At 57.0% G+C, this 19480-nt stretch carries 19 protein-coding genes; 3 read left to right on the plus strand and 16 right to left on the minus strand.

The window, feature by feature from the left end; all coding sequences use genetic code 11:
- The first annotated feature begins 25 nt into the window (after positions 1 to 25).
- Entirely contained in the window at positions 26 to 868 is an 843-nt protein-coding gene (locus JC200_RS02605) for a fumarylacetoacetate hydrolase family protein (protein WP_274434631.1), read from the plus strand.
- Between the two features lie 49 nt (positions 869 to 917).
- Positions 918 to 2033, plus strand: a complete 1116-nt coding sequence (locus JC200_RS02610; RefSeq protein ID WP_274434632.1) for a cupin domain-containing protein — start codon at positions 918 to 920, stop codon at positions 2031 to 2033.
- 194 nt (positions 2034 to 2227) lie between these two features.
- Here JC200_RS02610 and JC200_RS02615 read toward each other — a convergent pair whose 3' ends face one another.
- The 16 genes from JC200_RS02615 to JC200_RS02690 all read right to left on the minus strand — a co-directional run bounded on the left by JC200_RS02615 (position 2228) and on the right by JC200_RS02690 (position 18987).
- Positions 2228 to 3652 (minus strand): MFS transporter, encoded by a 1425-nt coding sequence (locus tag JC200_RS02615; protein ID WP_274434633.1) that lies wholly within the window; start codon positions 3650 to 3652, stop codon positions 2228 to 2230.
- A gap of 77 nt (positions 3653 to 3729) precedes the next feature.
- Entirely contained in the window at positions 3730 to 4710 is a 981-nt protein-coding gene (locus tag JC200_RS02620; protein WP_274434634.1) for an aldo/keto reductase, read from the minus strand.
- Between the two features lie 72 nt (positions 4711 to 4782).
- Positions 4783 to 5217 carry an aconitase X swivel domain-containing protein gene (locus JC200_RS02625; protein ID WP_274434635.1) on the minus strand — a complete coding sequence of 145 codons (435 nt, stop codon included), beginning with the start codon at positions 5215 to 5217 and terminating at the stop codon, positions 4783 to 4785.
- On the minus strand, positions 5217 to 6467 hold the full coding sequence (locus tag JC200_RS02630) for an aconitase X catalytic domain-containing protein (protein ID WP_274434636.1): 1251 nt from the start codon (positions 6465 to 6467) through the stop codon (positions 5217 to 5219). Before JC200_RS02630 ends, JC200_RS02625 begins: the two co-directional genes overlap by 1 nt.
- An 11-nt stretch (positions 6468 to 6478) precedes the next feature.
- Positions 6479 to 7489 carry a proline racemase family protein gene (locus JC200_RS02635; RefSeq protein ID WP_274434637.1) on the minus strand — a complete coding sequence of 337 codons (1011 nt, stop codon included), beginning with the start codon at positions 7487 to 7489 and terminating at the stop codon, positions 6479 to 6481.
- Positions 7490 to 7564: 75 nt separating this feature from the next.
- Positions 7565 to 8572: a proline racemase family protein gene (locus JC200_RS02640; RefSeq protein ID WP_274434638.1), complete on the minus strand. Its 1008-nt coding sequence runs from the start codon at positions 8570 to 8572 to the stop codon at positions 7565 to 7567.
- A gap of 60 nt (positions 8573 to 8632) precedes the next feature.
- A complete protein-coding gene (locus JC200_RS02645) occupies positions 8633 to 9358 on the minus strand; it encodes an ABC transporter ATP-binding protein (RefSeq protein ID WP_274434639.1) in 726 nt (241 codons plus the stop codon).
- Positions 9351 to 10160: an ABC transporter ATP-binding protein gene (locus JC200_RS02650; RefSeq protein WP_274434640.1), complete on the minus strand. Its 810-nt coding sequence runs from the start codon at positions 10158 to 10160 to the stop codon at positions 9351 to 9353. Before JC200_RS02650 ends, JC200_RS02645 begins: the two co-directional genes overlap by 8 nt.
- On the minus strand, positions 10139 to 11143 hold the full coding sequence (locus JC200_RS02655) for a branched-chain amino acid ABC transporter permease (protein WP_274434641.1): 1005 nt from the start codon (positions 11141 to 11143) through the stop codon (positions 10139 to 10141). Before JC200_RS02655 ends, JC200_RS02650 begins: the two co-directional genes overlap by 22 nt.
- A complete protein-coding gene (locus tag JC200_RS02660) occupies positions 11140 to 12045 on the minus strand; it encodes a branched-chain amino acid ABC transporter permease (protein WP_274434642.1) in 906 nt (301 codons plus the stop codon). Before JC200_RS02660 ends, JC200_RS02655 begins: the two co-directional genes overlap by 4 nt.
- Positions 12046 to 12063: 18 nt before the next feature.
- Positions 12064 to 13224 (minus strand): branched-chain amino acid ABC transporter substrate-binding protein, encoded by a 1161-nt coding sequence (locus tag JC200_RS02665; protein ID WP_274434643.1) that lies wholly within the window; start codon positions 13222 to 13224, stop codon positions 12064 to 12066.
- Between the two features lie 212 nt (positions 13225 to 13436).
- Positions 13437 to 14429 (minus strand): ornithine cyclodeaminase family protein, encoded by a 993-nt coding sequence (locus JC200_RS02670; RefSeq protein WP_274434644.1) that lies wholly within the window; start codon positions 14427 to 14429, stop codon positions 13437 to 13439.
- Positions 14430 to 14530: 101 nt separating this feature from the next.
- On the minus strand, positions 14531 to 15415 hold the full coding sequence (locus JC200_RS02675) for a dihydrodipicolinate synthase family protein (RefSeq protein WP_274434645.1): 885 nt from the start codon (positions 15413 to 15415) through the stop codon (positions 14531 to 14533).
- Positions 15416 to 15547: 132 nt separating this feature from the next.
- The gene (locus tag JC200_RS02680) at positions 15548 to 16987 is read right to left on the minus strand and encodes an aldehyde dehydrogenase family protein (RefSeq protein WP_274434646.1); all 1440 of its coding nucleotides are present in this window, start codon (positions 16985 to 16987) and stop codon (positions 15548 to 15550) included.
- Positions 16988 to 17022: 35 nt separating this feature from the next.
- Positions 17023 to 17778 (minus strand): FadR/GntR family transcriptional regulator, encoded by a 756-nt coding sequence (locus JC200_RS02685; RefSeq protein WP_274434647.1) that lies wholly within the window; start codon positions 17776 to 17778, stop codon positions 17023 to 17025.
- Between the two features lie 24 nt (positions 17779 to 17802).
- Entirely contained in the window at positions 17803 to 18987 is a 1185-nt protein-coding gene (locus tag JC200_RS02690; protein ID WP_274434648.1) for an NAD(P)/FAD-dependent oxidoreductase, read from the minus strand.
- A gap of 220 nt (positions 18988 to 19207) precedes the next feature.
- On the opposite strand from JC200_RS02690, the gene JC200_RS02695 reads away from it, so the two are divergent.
- On the plus strand, positions 19208 to 19480 hold the full coding sequence (locus JC200_RS02695) for a (2Fe-2S)-binding protein (protein WP_274434649.1): 273 nt from the start codon (positions 19208 to 19210) through the stop codon (positions 19478 to 19480).

Below are 19480 nucleotides of genomic sequence, written 5' to 3' on the forward strand. Positions count from 1 at the left end.
GATCAAATCTCAAGGAGGACGAACTGTGAAGCTAGCACTGTTCAATGACAATCGCCTCGGAGTCGTGGATGAAGACAATGTCTACGATATCTCTTCCTTGGTCGGGTGGGATTTTGAGCGCCCGCAAGAGTCACTCGTCACCTTTATGCGCACCTATGCAGAACAGGACGCGCGCATTCGAGACGCGCTGCGTCAATGCCCGGTTCTCGCACTTGCAGACGTTCGACTGAGACCGCCTGTGCCAGCGCCGAGCAAAATCGTGGCGGCACCAGTCAACTACCGGCTTCATCAAGACGAAATGAACCAGCAGTTTAACAACGCTGAGTACACCATCGAAAAGCTCGGATTCTTCTTGAAAGCCCCGTCTTCCATCATCGGCCCTGGTGACACAATTCTGCTGCCCTTTCGAGACCGGCGGACCGACCACGAAGCGGAAATCGCATTCGTGATTGGACGTGACGCCAAAGACATTTCCGAAGCTGAGGCTGCCGACTACATTTTCGGGTACTTCGCACTGATGGACATCACCGTCCGCGGCAAGGAAGACCGTCCATGGCGAAAATCGTTTGACACATTTACCCCCATCGGTCCGTGGATTGTGACTGCCGACGAGATGATGAATCCGAACAACGTCGACCTGCGCTTGTGGGTGAACGATGAAGTTCGGCAGGAGACCAACACAAACACAATGATCTACGGCTGTTACAAGTTTCTATCAGAAGCATCGAAGGTCTTGACGCTCAAGGCTGGTGACATCGTGACCACCGGTACGCCTGAAGGCGTCGGCCCCATCCAAGCGGGAGACACAGTTCGCATTCAGATTGAACGGATCGGAGAGTTTTCGGTACAGGTCGAGTATCGGGCATAGAAGCGGGTGACCTAGCTTACGGTACGTTGCCGAACGGGAGGGGTAAGGTTTGAACGAGCAGAATTGGCCAAAGGAACTGCGTGAATTTCACGATGAGTTGGAGTCTGTCCACTTAGGCCCCCTGTGGGCGTCTATTTCGTCCTTCAATTCTGTAGAGCCGACACCACGGGCCGTCCCCTATCTATGGAAGAGGGACCTCATCCAACACAACCTCGACAAAGCAAAGACGTTGCTAGAGGTTGGGCTCGGCTCTGCAGAGCGGAGAGCGCTGTTTCTCATCAACCCCGGTATGCAGCACCTCCAACCCTACGGCTGGGGAGGCACGACGCAGACGCTCTACGCCGCCATTCAAGTCGTAAATCCCGGCGAAGTCGCGCCGCCGCACCGCCATACATCTACGGCGCTTCGATTTGTCATGCAGGGTGAAGGAGGGTACGGTACGGTAGACGGCGAACGCATCCCATTCGAACCCGGTGACTACCTCATCACGCCCGATTACTGTTGGCACGAGCACGCCAACGAAGGGACAGAGCCTGTCGTTTGGATGGACTGTTTGGATACGCCGTTTATTATGGCGTTGAACGTTTCGTTTACTGAGTTTTACCCAAAGCGCCGACAGCCGTTAACGGTTCCAAACGACTTCGGTGCCAGGCGCTATCAAGGCGGCATGGTGAGACCAATTTCCGACCGCGGTTCCAAACCAGTCGCGCTAGGGCGGTATCGGTGGGGATTGACAAAGCAGGCGCTTGACGGGCTGTCCGAACTTGACGTTGACCCGTTCGATGGGTACGCCGTAGAGTACATCAATCCGACCAACGGCAAGGACGCGGACGGCCGAATTGGGGCTTGGATGCAGAAACTGCCTCCCGGGTTTCAGGGACGCGCCCACCGCCACGTTCACTCACAGATATTTTACGTACATCAAGGGCAAGGCTACACCGTGATGAACGGGGTTCGATTCGACTGGTCAGAAGGCGATTTCTTTGCCCTACCCGCTTGGACGTGGCACGAACACGTCAACACTTCGTCCACGGAAGACGCGTACCTATTTTCGACGAACGACCTACCCATGCTGGAACCGTTCCAGTTTGAGCGCCAAGTCGACTACGATGAGAACGAAGGACATCAGACGATTGAGCACATCTTTCAACCGACTGTCCCATAAAGTTTCCGCATCCCTCTGAAGGCTACCGAAAAGTACGGCGACCGCCCTAACTGCTGTGTGTTGGGGCGGCCAGTGTTAATGACGCCAATAGTACAGTTTTGCCAATGACAACCGTTGAATCATCTCCTAGTGGCAAGTACAACATCTTCGTCGACCCTACAACTCCGCACGACAATGTCCCCCATATCTATCACTCACCCTCCCCGCGAGCTGCTCGTCACTGAAGCTGCGTCCTTTCGCTCTGATCGCGTACCATACGCGATCACGGTACCGATCGCCATGATGCCTGCCGCCGTCCACATCACGCCGCGGAAAGCGTCGTCGTATCCACTTGCGGTACTGCCGGGAAGCGAGTGGATGATGGCGTTGAATAGTGTTGAGCCGAGCGCAATGCCGCACATCATGCCAAAGTAGCGTGAAGTCGTGAGCACTCCTGATGCCATCCCCTGCTGCTTGGAAGGGGCAGACATCAACACCGAGGTATTGTTCGGCGGCGCGAAGACGGCGGTGCCAAACCCGTTGAGAAGGAGTGCAACGGCGAGCCACAAGAACTCCCCGTTCCCCTGCCGGGCGACCAGTGTGAAGACTGCGAGCGACACGGCCCCGCAGGCCATGCCAACTGTGGATAACGCCCGTGATCCGATGCGGTCATACATGGCGCCGGCTGCGGGTGCGACGACCGCCATCACCACTGACATTCCACTCATCCAAAGGCCGACCACCGCCGGCGAGAACCGAAATTGGTGCGAGAGGTAAACCGGGACAAGAAATGTCACGATGAAGAAGGTGGAGTAGTTGAGAACGGTTGCGATGATACCGAATGAAAAGGTGCGGATTGTGAACAGGTTCAGGCACATCAGTGGTTTAGCCTGACGTCGCTCAATGAGGATGAACCCAACGATGGACGCTACCGTGACGGCGACCAACACAGCGATCGCGACAGTTTTGTCCCGACCGAGCACACTCGGATTCATCGCCAGCGTGAAGGCGACCGCAGCAACTGCGTAGACCAGAGTGCCCCTGGTGTCGAGCGGCACGCGACCGCTAGCTTTGGGTGACTTCGGGATCACGATAATTCCAAGCAGCACGCCGACCAATCCTGTCGGCACTGCAAACAGAAACACGGCGGGCCAGCCCCACAGTTGCGTCAGCGTACCGCCGAGGACTGGCCCAACCGCCATTCCGAGATATGTGAGCAGACCGAGAAAACCCATGGCTCGTCCGCGCTCACGTGCGGGCATGACGGTAGTGACGACCGCAGGCGCTACTGAGATGAGCATGGCACCGCCGACACCCATGATGCCGCGGCCAACCACAACCCAGACGAGATCGCGTGACACCGCGCAAAACACAGCTGCACCTGCGAACAAAAGGAATCCCGCAACTAGCAGATTGCGGCGTCCAATCAGGTCAGATACGCGCCCCACTGGCAGCAGAAGCACCGTTAGAACCAGCAGGTACATCAGCATGATCCAAGCGGAAGCCGCCAATGACGAGTGCAGCCCGTGCTGAATTTCTGGCAAAATCGTGTTCAGAATGCTGTTGTATGTACTTGGCAGGAATGTGGCGAGTCCCGCGGTGATGAGAACCCACCACTTCTGCCGCGCTGTCAGTTCCACGATGCCACACCTCTTGTTCGATGCCCCTGTTGAAGTCTCTAGGTACCACCTATATCGTACAACAAAGGCCCTTCAGACTACAGAGCACCCACGACCGGATGTGGCACATACGGTTCTTCTAGATATCCCACTTCATCTGACGTTAATTGGAGCGACAGCGCACCGATTGCTTCTTCGATATGCGACGTTTTCGTCGCGCCGACGACTGGCGCGGTAACTGGGTGTTTCTGCAACAGCCAGGCAAGCGCGATGTGGGACCTTGGGACCAGCCGCTTAGCAGCGAGTTGTGCCACGCGGTCCACAATCAGTTCGTCAGCGTCTGCCATCGCTTCGTATTTTGTGTGCTGTTCATGATCGGTTTCGGAACGAAGCGTCTTCTCTGCCCGGTCGCGCGTCAATCGCCCGGAAGCCAGGGGACTATATGGAAGGATCCCGATTTTCTCTTCCCGGCAAAGCGGCAGCATCTCACGCTCTTCTTCCCTGTAGATGAGATTGAGGTGGTTCTGCATGCTGACGAAGCGAATCCACCCGTTGTTCTCGGCGACGTGCAGCGCCTTAAGAAACTGCCAGGCGTACATGGCCGATGCGCCAATGTACCTCGCCTTTCCGGACTTCACAACGTCGTGCAATGCCTCCATGGTCTCTTCAATCGGTGTGTCGTAGTCCCAGCGGTGAATCTGATATAAATCCACGTAATCGGTACCGAGTCGCTTCAGACTCTTGTCGATCTCGGACATGATGGCCTTCCGCGACAGGCCGGCACCGTTTGGACCTTCGTGCATGCGGAAGTAGACCTTAGTAGCGATCACGACTTCGTCCCGGTTAGCATAGTCTCGGAGAGCCCGGCCGAGAAACTCTTCACTGGTTCCATCGGCGTACGCATTTGCCGTATCGAAGAAGTTGATCCCGAGTTCGAGCGCTCGTTTGACAATCTCGCGACTGGTCTGTTCGTCGCGAACCCAGGGGTGCAGAGACCGCTCCGCCACGCCAAACCCGAAACAGCCGAGGCAGATTCGAGACACGTCGATGCCGGTATTCCCGAGTTTCACATACTCCATCTGGATCTACCCCTCCTAAAGCCAAGCCGTACTAAAAGAGTCGTCCATGCTGTAGCTGGACGACCTCATCTGTCACGCTGTAGGGTCTTGCGTGTTCAAAACTTCCACCATCGTGCCATCCATCAAAACGTCTACGTGATTGACCTCTCTGAGCGAAGAAAACACACTCTCTGGCACGGACAGCATCACGACGGTGCGCTGGTAGAGTTTCTTGCCGATCACGGCGCCGAGCGTTAAGAGCGGGTCGAGTTGGCTCGTGACAATGGCTTTCGGTGCAGTGTTCGCCCGAATCATTTCGAGCAGGACCGCACTCGTTGTGCTCGACCCGCGGGTCCGTGGCATGACGAGAATTTTATCCGTCAGCACGGTCCCCTCCAGTGGGTGGTGAATGTCCACCACCCTGCCGTCGACGGCATTCACGCCCCCCCAAAAGCTGAGCGGTGCGTCCGTAAAGACGACGGCGCCCGAGCAACTTCCGGCAAGAATCGGGGTTCCTTCGATCACCATCAAAATCCCCTCCACCTAGCGCTGCCCGCCACTGCCGACTCCACAGTGTCTTCGAGCGTTCCGAAGTACACTTTGACACCGAGTCGACCTGGAGAGTAGTGCGCGTACTTTCCGGAGTTCGTCATCATCGTGTGGATCGAGTCGTCCAGGATCGGCGCGAGCAAAATACAAGTGTCTTGGACGATTTCTGCGCCAAACCCTTCGACGACTTCGAGAACACCGCTCGCTTTTGCACTCTCATAAGACGCGCGGTTGGTCGTGACGAGGAACTTCACGTCCGGGTGCTTTTCACGACCGCGCACCAGGTGCGCCAACTCAGTGAACTCCTGCGCTGAGAAGTGTGGACTGCCGAGCACGACAGCGTCCAGTTCTCCCGTCGCAGAGTGGTTCAACGATGCAAAGGCCTTGCGCAAGTCGTCGCGCGTGACGTCGAAGACCGCCTCGGGCGCTTGCCCCTGACAGGCAGTGTCCAAATCCGGCGCCTCCGGCGTCACTCCGACCATGTGCATCAGCGCCACTGCGCCTGAGGATGCTGAAGCCGCGAGCAACGCTTTCAGACGGTCGGATGTCACGTCTTGCGGAATGCCGCTCACGACGGGAATGTCCGCGCCCGTGTGTTCTCCAATCCAATAGCCGAGAAGTGGGTAGAAGATATCGGAGTGCCGCAGCTCGTCGTCAATATCGTCAGCAATGCGAAACCAGGCTTTCGCGCGTCGGTTTTCTGTGAGGTGCAGCCCGACGGCCGGCACGCGCCCGACAATGGCGGCTGAGATGTCCATGAAATCGCCGTAGCGCTCGGTTCTAGCGCCACAGACCGAGTTGGCAAACGCGATGGCGTTCGACTCACCCCAAGCAACTTGCTCTCCGAACTTTGGGAGGTAGCCGATCTGATACGGCGAACACGTGAAGGTGGGCCGAAGCCCCATCGCAAGGTAGCCGTCTACGATGCGCATCGCCTGTGTGGCGTAGTGCTCCGGGATGCCGCGTTTGCGCCAGTTTTTCACGTCGACTGACACGGCGTTCAGCGTCGAGGGAACGCGCACCTTGGCGCCTAGCTCAGCCAGCCGCTCGACAAAATCGACGATGGCGTCGCCTTCGTAGACTGTACCGTCGATGTGGGCTCCCGTGATAGCGATGAGCTCGTCGGCCCCTTGTAACTCTCCCATCTCGCAGACAATTTCCATAGCGAGTTGAACTGCAGGTCCTTCGACTCCCTGCAGCATCGCCTGTTCAGTCGCTGTTAGTTTCACAGACACACCCCTTATCGCACCAAGAATGGTTCGACCGGATCATGCGGATTGCTGAAGAAACGGCGAAATCCCAGCCAGGACGCCTGTCCTGCGACCGTGGTTCGGACAGTGGAGAAGTCGCCAACCTGCGGTCCGTCGCCGATCACTTGGCCTGTAAAACTCGTGCCGATCACGCTCTCGACCTCGACCGGTTGATGTCGTTCAATCTCTTTCTTCGCGTCGAGCGCCGCCAACCGGGAGCTCAAACAGCTGCCGCACGGCGAGCGGTCCACCTGGCCATCTGCAAACACTGTGATGTTGCGGCTGTGGTGTGACGAAGCTTCGGGTGCATCGGTGAAAATGACACCGTACAAGCTGTTGAGTCGCGGGTCCTCAGGGTGCTGGGTCAAGTGCAGTTCCTCGACCGCCGGCTTGATTTTCGCAGCCCATGCGCGAAAGGCGTCCACGTTTTCCGGCGTCACAGCGAGGCCAAGCGACGCGCTGTCGACAATGGCGTAGTATGCGCCGCCAAACGAGACATCGAGACAAATTGGCTGCTCGTCAACTGCAACTTCGATGTCGAGAGCAACAGGGAACGCTGGGACGTTCTCGAACTCGACGTGGTGTACGCGGCCGTCACGCATGTGCGCATGGGCTTCCACCTGCCCACTTGGCACGTCAAAGCGAACAGTTACTTTTTCTCCGTCGGCAGGTACAGGTACGCGGCCGGTCTCTACCACCATCTTGGTGACGGCGATGGTGGCGTGCCCACACATCGTGCTATAGCCTTCGTTGTGCATAAAGATGAGGCCGTACAGGCTATCTGGCCGTTCGGGCTCCACCAACAGGCAGCCGTACATGTCTTCATGACCCCACGGCTCCCACATGAGTTTTCGCCGCAGATGGTCGAGGTGTTCCTGCAGGTACTGCCGCTTTTCGAGGACGGTTCGCCCGAGGACTCTGGGATAGCCGCTGAGGATAATGCGCAGGGGTTCACCCGCAGCATGCATGTCAATCACGTCAAATACTTCGCGAATGTCCATAGTTCCTCCTAAGCGATTGACTGACTTTCACCCTGTTCTGCTCGAAGAGAGATGCAGAGAGGGTAGGTGTGACTTTCAGGGCAGCAGAAATCCAGCCCGCAGCGGGTCATCTGGTTCAATGACGAACGTGGACTCGCCAAGGACATGGGCAGACCCCGTGATCCGCGGCACAACTGCCGGAATACCGGCCACGTTGGTCTCTCTCAGAACAGTCGCTGTGAACAGGGCGCTTGTCACACTCTCATGGACAAACGACTCGCCAACAGCCAACTCGCCGTGACTCCACAGTACAGCTGCCTTCGCAGACGTACCCGTGCCGCAAGGGGAACGGTCAACCCCACCTGGCGGCACGATGACCATGTTTTTGACATCCGCTTGGGGGTGGGTCGGCTCGTCGTAGTACTCAATGTGTGTCAGGCCTGGTACATCCGGAAGTTCGGGGTGGACAATCTCAACACTCTCGTTTACTGCTTTGCGAATGTTTTTCGCGTGGTGTATGGCAAGTCGAGCGTTCTCTGGCACAAGCGAAAGACTGACACTCTTCGCGCTCACCAACCCATAAAAGTTCCCGCCCCAAGCAACGTCGAGCGTCACCTGCCCTAGTTCCGGGACCTCGACAGTCAGGTCCTTTAGAAACAAGAATGACGGAACGTTCTCGAAACTGACGGAAAGCACGCGGCCGTCCCGTACCAGGGCCTCTGTCCGGACGATTCCCGACGGCGTATCGAGCACAAGGTGCGTGACTGGCTCCTCTGCCGGCACTTGTCCCGTTTCGATGAGGGCCGTGACCAAACCGATGGTGTCGTGCCCGCACATCGGCAGGTAACCGCCAACTTCAATGTAAATGACGCCAAGGTCGGCCTCAGCGTGTACGGGCTCTGTGAGGATACAGCCAGACATCACACTGTGTCCGCGCGGCTCGAACATCAGCGCGGTGCGCAGCCAATCATACTCGTCGCGAAAGTTGATGACTTTCTCCATCATAGTCGCTCCCGGGACCTTCGGCATTCCACCGAGCACGGTGCGCGTTGGATTTCCTCCGGTGTGTGTCTCAACGGTGTGAAAGACATGGTTAAACTTCACTTTGTTCGCCCCTCGTGATAGCTCCCAGTCTGCCTCAGGGTGCCTGTCTGAAACCCGTGTTTACGCGTGCTCGCCACCCAAATACGCACTCGCAAGCTTCGCTTCGTCGCGAAACTCCTCAGCTCGCCCTTCGGCGACGACCGTTCCGCTGCGCAGCAAGTACGCGTAGTGTGCGACCTTCAGAGCAAGGTGAGCGTTCTGCTCGACGAGCAGTACACTCGTCCCTTGCAGAGCGATGCTACGGATGGTCTGGTAAATCGTGTTCGTCATCTGTGGCGATAGTCCCAAGGAAGGTTCATCAAGCAACAGCACGCGCGGGCGCGCCATCAGTGCGCGGCCGATCGCAAGCATCTGCTGCTCGCCACCGGACAGCATACCGCCTAGTTGTTTCAGCCTCTCCTCGAGGCGAGGGAAGAGACTCAACACCTCTTTGAGGTGCTTTTCCCGCTCGGCTCTGTTGCGGTAGTACGTGAAGGCGCCAAGCTCAAGGTTTTCTTTTACGGACATACGACCGAAGATACGCCTGCGTTCCGGGACGTGTATCAACCCGTTGCGCACCAACCAGTGTGCCGGTTTCCCCGCGACATCAGTGCCAAACAGCCGAACGCGGCCAGACCGGATCCGCTCCAACCCAGTCAGCGCGCGCAGGATGGACGTCTTGCCGGCCCCGTTCGGTCCGAGAATGGTCACCAGTTGCCCTTCCCCGAGCGCCACACTCACCTCTTGGACCGCGCTCACCGGACCGTATGTCACCGTCAAATCTAACGTTTCCAACGCGTTACTCATCGTCCGAGCCCCCCAAATAAGCTCGAATCACGTTCGGGTCGTTTTGCACGTGCTCTGGGCTACCCGCCGCGATCTTGCGGCCGTAGTCCAACACGACGACCTGTTCGGAGAGCGCCATCACCAAGTCCATATCGTGTTCGATCATCAGAACCGCGACCCCAAGTCCGTTCACCTGGCGTATCAAATCGAGCAGTTCCTTACGCTCAAAAGTGTTCAACCCTGCCGCGGGTTCGTCGAGAAGCAACAGCGTGGGATTTGCGATGAGCGCTCTCGCGATCTCCAGCCGTTTTTGGATCCCGTACGGCAAGTCGCGCGCAGAGCTCGAATCATACTTTTCGATGCCTACGAACTCAAGCCACTTGTACGCTTCACGCACGAGTTCACTCTCCGACTCGCGACGCTTTCGACTCGGCAGGAGAACCCGCAAAATGTTTGCGTCCGCTCGGTTGTGTGCGCCAACCAGCACATTCTCTATCACACTGAGTCCAGGGAACAGCCGCAGGTTCTGAAAGGTCCGCCGTAGTCCTAACTGGGCGATGTAGTGCGGCCGCCGGCGGGTGATGTTCTTCCCTCGGAACAGTACACGCCCGCCAGTAGGAGAATAAAACCCAGTGATGCAGTTGAACAGCGAGGTCTTGCCTGCTCCATTTGGCCCAATCAGCCCATTCAGGCTGCCCGGCATGACTTCAAATGAAACCTCCGACACAGCCTTTACGCCGCCAAACGACAGGGACAGGTCTTCGACCTTGAGAAGCGATTCGGATGGGTCCACACTGTGTGCTACTTCGCTTTGGTTGACCACCGAACTCTCCTTTCCGGCCAAATCCCCTGCGGCCTGAAGATCATGACGATAATCATAATCACGCCAAACACGAGCAACCGGTAGTCAGACAAGCTGCGCATGACCTCCGGAATCGCCTCGACAAGGATGCCGCCGACAATCATGCCTGGAATGCTGCCCATACCACCGATCAGGACGGCGACCAAAACCAAAATGGACTGCTGGTATCCGAAACTGGTCGGCGCTACAGCCGTCATCAGGGCACCATATACGAGCCCGATGATAGCAGCAAAAATTGCACCTCCGACGTAGGCATAAATCTTGTAGTTCACAGTGTTGATGCCCATCGCCAAAGCGGCATCTTCGTCTTCTCGAATGGCCAGCCAAGCGCGCCCGACTTTCGATCGTCTCAATCGAAACACGACGTACACGAACAGCACGATGAGGAACAACAGGACGTAGTAATAATCGATCCCTTGTGTCAGTTGAAACCCAAAGAGACTGAGTGGAGGAATGTCATACATGCCTGTCGCGCCGCCGGTGATATTCAGGTTCGTAGCCGTAACCTGGATGATCTCGCCGAACCCCAGAGTGACAATCGCAAGGTAATCCGACCGCAGTCTCAGGGTGGGGCCACCAATGATGAGTGCGGAAATGATCGCCATGATGAGGACGAATGGCAGTGTTGCGAGAAGGGGCCAGTGCAAAACCGAACTCAGGATACTCGAACCGTACGCGCCGATGGCGAAAAACGCCGCATACCCGAGGTCGAGTAGTCCAGCGTAGCCGACCACCATGTTCAAACCCAATGCTAGTCCGATGTAAATGCCTGCCTGTGTGGCGACACTGATGAAGTAAGAACTCGGGTAGACAATGGGTGCCATGATGAAAACCAGCACCAACCCCACGACAAACACCCCGTTGCGCCCACTCAACACCGTCGGCAGTCTTCTTTGCGTCAGCGAGTCTGTCGGCGACTCCACGTCCTTCAGTTCCCCGTTCACATTCTCACCCCCGTCTTCTCTCCAAGAATTCCAGTGGGACGGATGGTTAGAAGAATAATCAGGATCCCGAACGTGAACACGGTGGCCCATTGCGAGCCTAGGTATCCGGACCCAACAGACTGCAAAATTCCGAGCAAGAAGCCACCGAGCATGGCGCCAGGGATGTTCCCAATGCCGCCGAGCACAGCAGCAGTGAACGCCTCAAGTCCGAGCGAAAAACCCATCAAGTAGTTAATTTGGCCGTAGTACAGTCCACCGAGAACTCCGGCTGCCCCTGCGAGTGCGGCGCCGAGCAAGAAAGTAATGGCGATGGTCCGGTTGATGTTGATACCCATCAACGCCGACGCGTCCTTGTCGATCGCAATCGCGCGCATCGTCTTGCCAGTTACAGTGCCATGAACAAACCAGTACAAGAGCACCATCAGCAGGCACGCTACGCCGAGAATGATCAGGTCGCCTGCCGTCACCTGATAGCCAAAGATGTGAATGCTGCGGTTCGGAAGTGAAGCGGGAAACACCAGGTATTGCGACCCCCATCCTGGGATCACGAGGACTCCATTCTCCAGCGTCATGGATACTCCAAGCGCCGTGATCATCACGCTGAGAAGAGGAGCGCGTCGAAGTGGCTTATACGCGACGCGCTCGATGAGCATTCCCAGCAATCCGACCAAAGCCATGACCAGCACCATGACGCCCGCAATAACCAGGAAGCGGTTCCCGGTCCCTGCCCCGAGCAAACCGAGGACAGTGAAGCTGAAATAGGCGCCGATCATATACAGGTCTCCATGAGCGAAGTTGATGAGCCGCATGATGCCGTATACCATGGTGTACCCGAGGGCGACCATCGCGTAAAACGCGCCGATGAACAGCCCAGCCAGGATTTGCCCTACGAGAAAGCTCATCACTTCATCCCTTCCCCGTTATGGCTGAGTCGGAGCCAACGTAAACTGGCCGTTCTTCACTTCGAGTACCAAGAAGCGGGCATTCGCGCGTGCGCCATTCGACTGGAATGAAATCGGACCCGTGATCCCGGTGTAGTGCACCGAGTGCAGCGCTGCGATGACTTTCGCCGAGTCGATGGAGCCAGCGTCTTTTGCAGCCTGTTGCAAAAGCATCAGGGAATCATATGTGAGTGCCGAATAAGGTCCCGGCTGCGTGTGGTAAGCGGATGTATAAGCGTTGGTGAAAGCAGTCGCCTGTGGTCCCTTCAGGAATGGCGGCATCGGCGACATGGTGGCGTAGACCCCCTGCGCGTACTGATTGCCAGCGGTGGAAATCAGGACGTTGTCCACCGAACCGTCACCCACGATAATCGCGCCGGTGTAACCCAACTGCCGAGCTTGTTTAATCAGCAGGCCGCCCTGAGCGTAGTAACCAGTCCAGTAGATCGCGTTGATGTTTTCACTCTTGTACTTCGAGATCAAGGAAGAGAAGTCTTGGAGTGTAGCTGGTACACCTTCATTGTCCGCAACCGACTTGCCCATGCTTTGCAACTGTGCCTGGGTCAACTGGGTCAGGTTTTCGCCGTAGGCGGATTGGTCGTTCAGGAGCGCAATGTTTTTCGCATGAAGGACGTTGACCATAAGCTTCGCAGCGGTGCGAGCCTGGTCATTGCCGAGCGAGTTGACGACAAAGAAGTTTTTATCTCCCTGCTGCACCAGTGCCGAAGAGTTGGCAGCCGGGTCAACCACCGGGAGACCAGCGCGGTTGTAGATCGGCAGCGACGGCAACACAGCGCCGGAGCAGTAGCCGTCCACGACAGCCTGAACCTTGAGGGACACGACTTTATTCGCTGCGTTCACCGCAGTTTGCGGGCTGCAGGCGTCGTCTTCCTCGACCAGTTTGATCGGGTGACCGAGAATACCGCCTGTACTGTTGATCTTGCTCGCTGCCAATTTGTCTGCGTTGAACATATCCGTACCGGTTGCTGCGCTAGAACCCGTCATCGGCAGGACCACGCCTACTACGTAGGGACTGTTGCTAGAACCCCCACTCGATCCGCCCGAGCTGCCTCCATTTCCGCTCGTGCCGCAAGCCGTCACTATAAGCGCTACCGCGACAGCTGCAATGCCTGTCAGCATTCCCCGTCTCCTTGTGAACAAATTTGCCCCCTCCTTCTGGTTTTCGTCTCACCTTCGCTTTAACATCTAAATGGTATGACCATTAGAAAGATTATACCTCTTCAACCACCGCAAAACAATTGTCAAGTTAGAAGATATTGAAGATTTTATCTCGTTAAAATAGTTATAATTCTACCCCAACCGATTGGAGGCAGCACGTGACATAACCGTTTTCAGACCGGCACATGCGTGCCGAGCTTTAGTCCAATCGCCCGGTCGTAGACGGTTTTGGCCACGACCATGTCCATAGCTGCCAGTCCGACTGATTTGAAGATGGTGATGTCTGCATCGTCGGCAGGCTGGCGAATCGGTTCAAGTGTTTGAACTTCCCGACCCAGCTCGTGCACCTGTTCCGCCGTAACCAGGCCAAGCTGCGTGGGAACGATCAGGTCTCCTGTTTCCTGAAGTGCGGCCTCCACCGACTCCACAAATACGTGTGGACCTCGCTCAAACAGTTCTGTCGGCAACTCCTGCATATCCTGCCGAAAAGAACCTACAGCGTTGATGTGACACCCAGGACGCACACACTCTGACGCGAAGACAGGTGTAGTAGAGTTTGTAGCGGTGACGATAATGTCAGCACCCTCGACAGCCTTCTGACTTGTAGCCACTACGCGGAGGCTCGGGCAATTTACCGGATCGTCCTGTCGCACCGCTTCCGCGAACCGGTGTGCTTTCTCCTCCGTGCGGTTGAACAGACGGATTTCGTCAAGCTGACGCACCTCTCGAATCGCCGAGACAATACCAAGCGCCTGCTCGCCGGTCCCCACGACTCCGAGGACTTTTGCATCCCGCTGTGCAAGGTACTGAGTTGCAAGCCCTACGACCGCGCCGGTACGCAGGACAGTGATGTAGGTCGCATCCATGAGAGCCATCGGCTCTCCCGTGTTGATATCCGCCAGCACAAGAACTCCGTTGGTCGTCTTTTTGCCAATCGCCTGATTCCGCGGAAAGACGGAGACAAATTTGAGGCCTAGCGCTTCACTGTTCGGAACCAAGGACGGCATAACCAACGCAGTCCCAGCAGCTTGACCGACAGACAAATGGCTTCGAATCGGAGTCTGCGTTCGGTGCGCCGAAAACTCGACCAGTGCAGTGCGGACAGATTCGATGGCCTCGGTCATCGCGATCGCGCGCTCGACCTCTTCCCTTGACAGGACCAGCAAGAACATCCCTCCGCTCTGCCCCCGGCGAGGACACACCGGGGGATTGTACGAGATGGCATCAAACCAACACTACCTCGACTCGCGCCTTTTCATTAGTACGGTTACGACTTCAGCACTTGCACGCATCCGAGGTATGCTTCTTCGACCGCTTTGCGGTCATTAGCATCAAGCGGCAAGCGGGGGGCGCGTGTGACTCCTACTGGCTGTCCGGCGAGCTCCATCGAATACTTGATGGCTTGCACCAAGCGAGGCGTTGAGTCCCACCGCATCAAGGGGAGGATGGAGCGGTAAATCCGTGTAGCCTCTTCAAAATTACCGGCCTTTACTTCCCGATAGAGTTGGACACACTGTTCCGGGATGGCATTGGCCAAGCCAGCGATCCAGCCTTGGGCGCCCGCCAACAACCCTTCCAACGCCAGGTCGTCTGCACCTGCGAGGACCTGCAAGTTTGTCTTTTCCAGGATTTCAGGAATCCGGCGAATGTCTCCACTGAACTCCTTCACACCGGCGATGTTCTCAATCTGCTCCAACTCATGCAGCAGGTCGGGCGTCACATCTGTCGCGTTGTCGTGCGTGTTGTTGTAGATCATGATTGGCAAACCAGCGTCGGACAGAGCCTGGAAGTACGCGACAACCTCTGCCCAGGTCGGCTTGTAACTGATCGGCGGCAACGCCATCACACCGGTTGCACCCGAACGGCGAGCGTGTTCAGCCCACCCCACTGCTTGCACAGTAGTCGGTGCAGCGACGCCGACAATCACCGGCACACGGTTGTCAGTTGCTTCGATGACCGTCTCAACGACACGGCTTCTCTCTTCGGACGATAATTGCTGGTACTCCCCGCACGTGCCGCAGGGAACGAGCCCGTCGACCCCTTTCTCAATCAGCCAGTTCACATGCTCTGCCAGCCTTGCGTAGTCCACACCTGTCGTGTCCGGCGTAAACGGCGTCACAATGGCAACGTACACGCCTTCAAATCGTTCCATCTACCTCGTCTCCTCTCCGCTTAAACCGGATAAACCAAATGGTTTGACCATTTATACTGAAAACATTATATTGCCGCGCACTTGCCAATGCAACCTAATTACAAAATAGTTTTACTAGTTGCCAAGGAAGCGTTAGAACGCAATGGCGCAGGTCTTCGTCTGAGTGTAAAAATCAAGTGCAGCTTGCCCCTGTTCACGCGTGTGCGAGCTCGACAGTTTCATGCCGCCAAACGGCGACTGATACTCGACACCAGCTGTCTCCTGGTTGACGCGAACCATGCCAGCTTCTGCTTCGTCCAGGAAGCGAAACGCGGAGGACAGGTTCTGCGTGAACACAGAGGCGGTGAGCCCGTAGATCGACTTGTTGCACATCGAAATCGCTTCATCGATGTCGTTCACCGTCAAGAGCGTTGCGACGGGGCCGAAGATCTCCTCCATCACCAATGGATCATCCGACGAGACCCCTGACACCAGCATCGGCATCACGTAGTGGCCTTGAGCGGGGTCGACCTGGGGCTTCCCTTCCGCCAGGACAATTGCATGTGATCGCGCTCGCTGAACGTACTTGTCTACAGTCTCATACTGCGCCTTCGAGGCCACAGGTCCTAGGTAACTCTGCGGGTTGATGGCGGATCCGATGTAAAGGTCTGTGATCGCTTTTTGCAGCGCCTCAGTGAGTTGTTCAGAAATCTCGCGTTCTACGATGATACGGCTGGTGGCAGTGCACTTCTGCCCTGCAGACCGGAAGGCTCCGCTGACAATCGCGGACACCGCGCGTTCCATGTTCGCATCGCGCAGCACCACGGCAGCGTTCTTTCCGCCCATCTCAGTCTGGTACTTGACGTTGCGGCGCGCGCACTGTGCAGCAATACCTTGTCCGGTCGCGGTCGATCCCGTAAACGACAGCGCGTCAATGTCCATCTCCGACACCAGCGCGTTCCCGATGACGCTACCTTTGCCAACGACAAGGTTCAACACACCGGCAGGCAACTGCGCGTCAGCAAACGCCTGTGCAACCCGCGATGCCGTCAGAGACGCAATCTCAGCTGGCTTCCAGACAATCGTGTTACCAGAGATGAGAGCGGGAGCCATTTTCCAAATCGGGATCGCGACCGGGAAGTTCCACGGCGTGATGACCGCGACGACGCCGAGCGACACCTTTTTCGTATACTGGAGTACCCCGGACTCGTTGGACGGAATGACGCTCCCATTCGCGCGAACGCCCTCGCCAGCATAGTAGCGCAAGATGTTGACCCCGCGCATGACCTCGCCGCGCATCTCGGTGATTGGTTTGCCCATTTCCAGGCTTGCCAGCATCGCGATCTCATCTAGTTGCTGTTCCATAATCGCGGCTGTTTGGAAAAGATACTGCCCACGAGCCGCCCCCGTGAGTGACGCCCAAGCCTTCTTTGCCTGGTGGGCTGCTTCAACGGCCTGGCGCGCGACATCGACGCCGGCGTAGTGCATCACCCCGATCTCCTGTGTTACGTCAGACGGGCTCATCACCGCCACTTCTTTCCCAATTGGTACGATCCACTCTCCGCCGACCCAACACCTGCTCTGTTCCGTCATCGTTCTCCTCCTTTGTAGTCAAGCAACACCGCGGTTTATTGCGAAGACCCGGCGCGCTCGACCGCCTCAGCATTTTCACTGACATGCTTGCGCATCAGGCGCATCGCCATGCGATCCCGGTGCTCCACGATAGCGGTCGCGATTTCCGCCAGCTCCTTGACTTGCTGCTCACGCCATCCGAGGTCCTCCACGACTTCGATAACCAGCGCGTTTTTGCGCAGCACCTCGTGAATGCTGAGCATCACGGCGACGCGGATCTGATTCCGCGACGCGTTAGCCACTTCTTCGTGGAAGGACAAGTCTAGATCGACAAAGTCCTCCCACGGCAGTTGCTTGTTCTGGGCTGCCTGCTTCAGTTGTTCCAGCAGTTCGAGCAGTGTCCGTTTGTTGTCCTCCGTCGCTCGACGCGCTGCCCATAGTGCAGTTTCGCTCTCAAAACTTCGCCGAAACTCAGCGAGTTCATCTGCGGTGGCGCCGCGAAACCGGATGAGTGCCGCGAGCGATTCGCCGACCTGCGTAGCACCCGGTTCCGCTATGAATGTGCCGCCGCTCGTGCCTCGCCGCACCTCGACGAGGCCCGCTGACTCGAGGCTGCGGATGGCCTCGCGCAAAGTTGGTCGACTCACGCCGAAAACCGCGCCTAACTCCCGTTCGTTCGGAAGGCGGTCCCCCACCTTCAGTGTCCCGGACAGTATGGCCTCCTGAATCTGCGACGCAATGTCCTCAAATCCGCGGACCGGCCGCGCTGTGTTAAATATGTTTTGGTACTGCTTTCCTCTCTCCTCATCCAATGACTACGCCTCACAGTCTACTGTCTACTGGTGAACTGGCACATCGCTAAACCGCGAAAACGCGAGCGGCTCTGTCGGGATGCACGTCGGGTCACCTGCCAACATCTCGCTGATTACCTGGCCCGTCACCGCCGCGAGACTGATGCCGTCTCCCTCGTGCCCGGCTGCGATGAAGTATCCGGGAATCTGCTCAACTGGACTCACGATTGGCAAGTGGTCCGGCGTCCACGGCCGAAGTCCCGCATACGCGCGGAGCAGCGGTACTTCGCGAATCGCAGGGAAGAACCGAATCGCTCGTTTGGCAACGAGGCGCATCACATTCGGGTCGACGCGCGTGTCGAACCCCACGAACTCGCGGCTGCTGCCCATCAGGAAGTTTTGCGACGCGGTCGGCTCAAAGACGAGCGCCACGCCGTACTTCTCCATTTCAGGATCGACGCGCCGGCTGCCGCCAAACTTGCTCATCAGGTACCCAAACTCCATGACTTTCCTCTTCCCGATAGAGAATGTTCGGGAGGACACCAGCAAGTGCCCTTTGCGCGGACGGATCGGAATGTCAAGCCCGACCATTTCTCCCAGCCTTGGCGCCCATACGCCGCCGGCGTTGATCACGCACGGCGTCCGAATTGCGCCCTCTGTCGTTTCGACTCCCGAAACGCGGCCTCGTTCGTCGCGCAATATCCCCGTGACCTCTGTATGGGTTTGTAGCCGTGCACCAAGCCTACGAGCGGTCCGAGCGAGTGAGTACGTCATGAGGACTGGGTTCACCGTGGAGTCTGTCGCACACTCGAGCCCCCCAGGCAAATCCTTCGCTAGGTACGGCCACTCATCCCGCAGGTCCTGCTGGCTCAACATCCGAAACGGCAACCCTGCAGCCACCTGCCGCTCGACCCACTGCTCGGCTGCTGCCATCTCGTCGTCGTTTTCACAGACAAGGATACTCCCCGGCGCGCGGTACTCAAAATCTTCGTCAAGCGTTTGCGCAAGTTCCTCCACGAGTTTCTGGGACACTAGGGACATTTGGCTATCGAACCCAGGTTCCTTGTCAATCGCAAGGATGTTTCCATCACAGCGCGACGAAGTCCCGCCAGCAATTTCACCCTTCTCGACTACAGTCACTTGCATACCGCGACTCGCGACATAGTAGGCTATTGCGGCACCGATAATGCCACCGCCGACAACAACCACATCCGAACTGCTGACAGCCATTGATTCACCACCTTCCGCCCCACCGTAGAAATGACGAAACCGGCATTGCACCAAAATATCGATTATTGTAGTATAAAATCAATTTTCACAACTAGGCGTACGTTGATGCGCAATTGTCACCTGCCGATGTCATTATACAGCGGACTCTTGTTTTTTGAAAGAATGGTCAAACGATTTAATTCATTCTATTTATCAGCTAGAGTAGACTGGAGGGATCCCCTTGGATAGACAAGACTTGATTGTCTGTCGCTGCGAGGAAGTTCAACTCAAGCAGTTGGAAGAGGCCTACCTCGCGGGCGCTCACACCGCTCGCGAAATCAAGATGAATACCAGAGCGTCGATGGGTGCTTGCCAAGGGCGCATTTGTCGCCACCTGATAGATTCGTTCGTTCACCAGCAAAACTCCAAAGCGCCGTATGAAGCAGCAGATCACCTGTCGTTTCGCCCGCCTGTGCGCATCATGACATTTGCGGACCTGGCTGAGGAGGGTTGA

Source organism: Alicyclobacillus sp. ALC3 (genome assembly GCF_028751195.1).
Lineage (GTDB): Bacteria > Bacillota > Bacilli > Alicyclobacillales > Alicyclobacillaceae > Alicyclobacillus_L.

Excerpts from the sequence above, each read along its gene's own strand:
- JC200_RS02625 (WP_274434635.1), bottom strand. The coding sequence starts at position 5,217 with ATGGTGATCGAAGGAACCCCGATTCTTGCCGGAAGTTGCTCGGGCGCC.
- JC200_RS02675 (WP_274434645.1), bottom strand. The coding sequence starts at position 15,415 with ATGGAACGATTTGAAGGCGTGTACGTTGCCATTGTGACGCCGTTTACG.
- JC200_RS02660 (WP_274434642.1), bottom strand. The coding sequence starts at position 12,045 with ATGAGCTTTCTCGTAGGGCAAATCCTGGCTGGGCTGTTCATCGGCGCG.
- JC200_RS02620 (WP_274434634.1), bottom strand. The coding sequence starts at position 4,710 with ATGGAGTATGTGAAACTCGGGAATACCGGCATCGACGTGTCTCGAATC.
- JC200_RS02680 (WP_274434646.1), bottom strand. The coding sequence starts at position 16,987 with ATGACGGAACAGAGCAGGTGTTGGGTCGGCGGAGAGTGGATCGTACCA.
- JC200_RS02665 (WP_274434643.1), bottom strand. The coding sequence starts at position 13,224 with ATGCTGACAGGCATTGCAGCTGTCGCGGTAGCGCTTATAGTGACGGCT.
- JC200_RS02645 (WP_274434639.1), bottom strand. The coding sequence starts at position 9,358 with ATGAGTAACGCGTTGGAAACGTTAGATTTGACGGTGACATACGGTCCG.
- JC200_RS02690 (WP_274434648.1), bottom strand. The coding sequence starts at position 18,987 with ATGGCTGTCAGCAGTTCGGATGTGGTTGTTGTCGGCGGTGGCATTATC.
- JC200_RS02635 (WP_274434637.1), bottom strand. The coding sequence starts at position 7,489 with ATGGACATTCGCGAAGTATTTGACGTGATTGACATGCATGCTGCGGGT.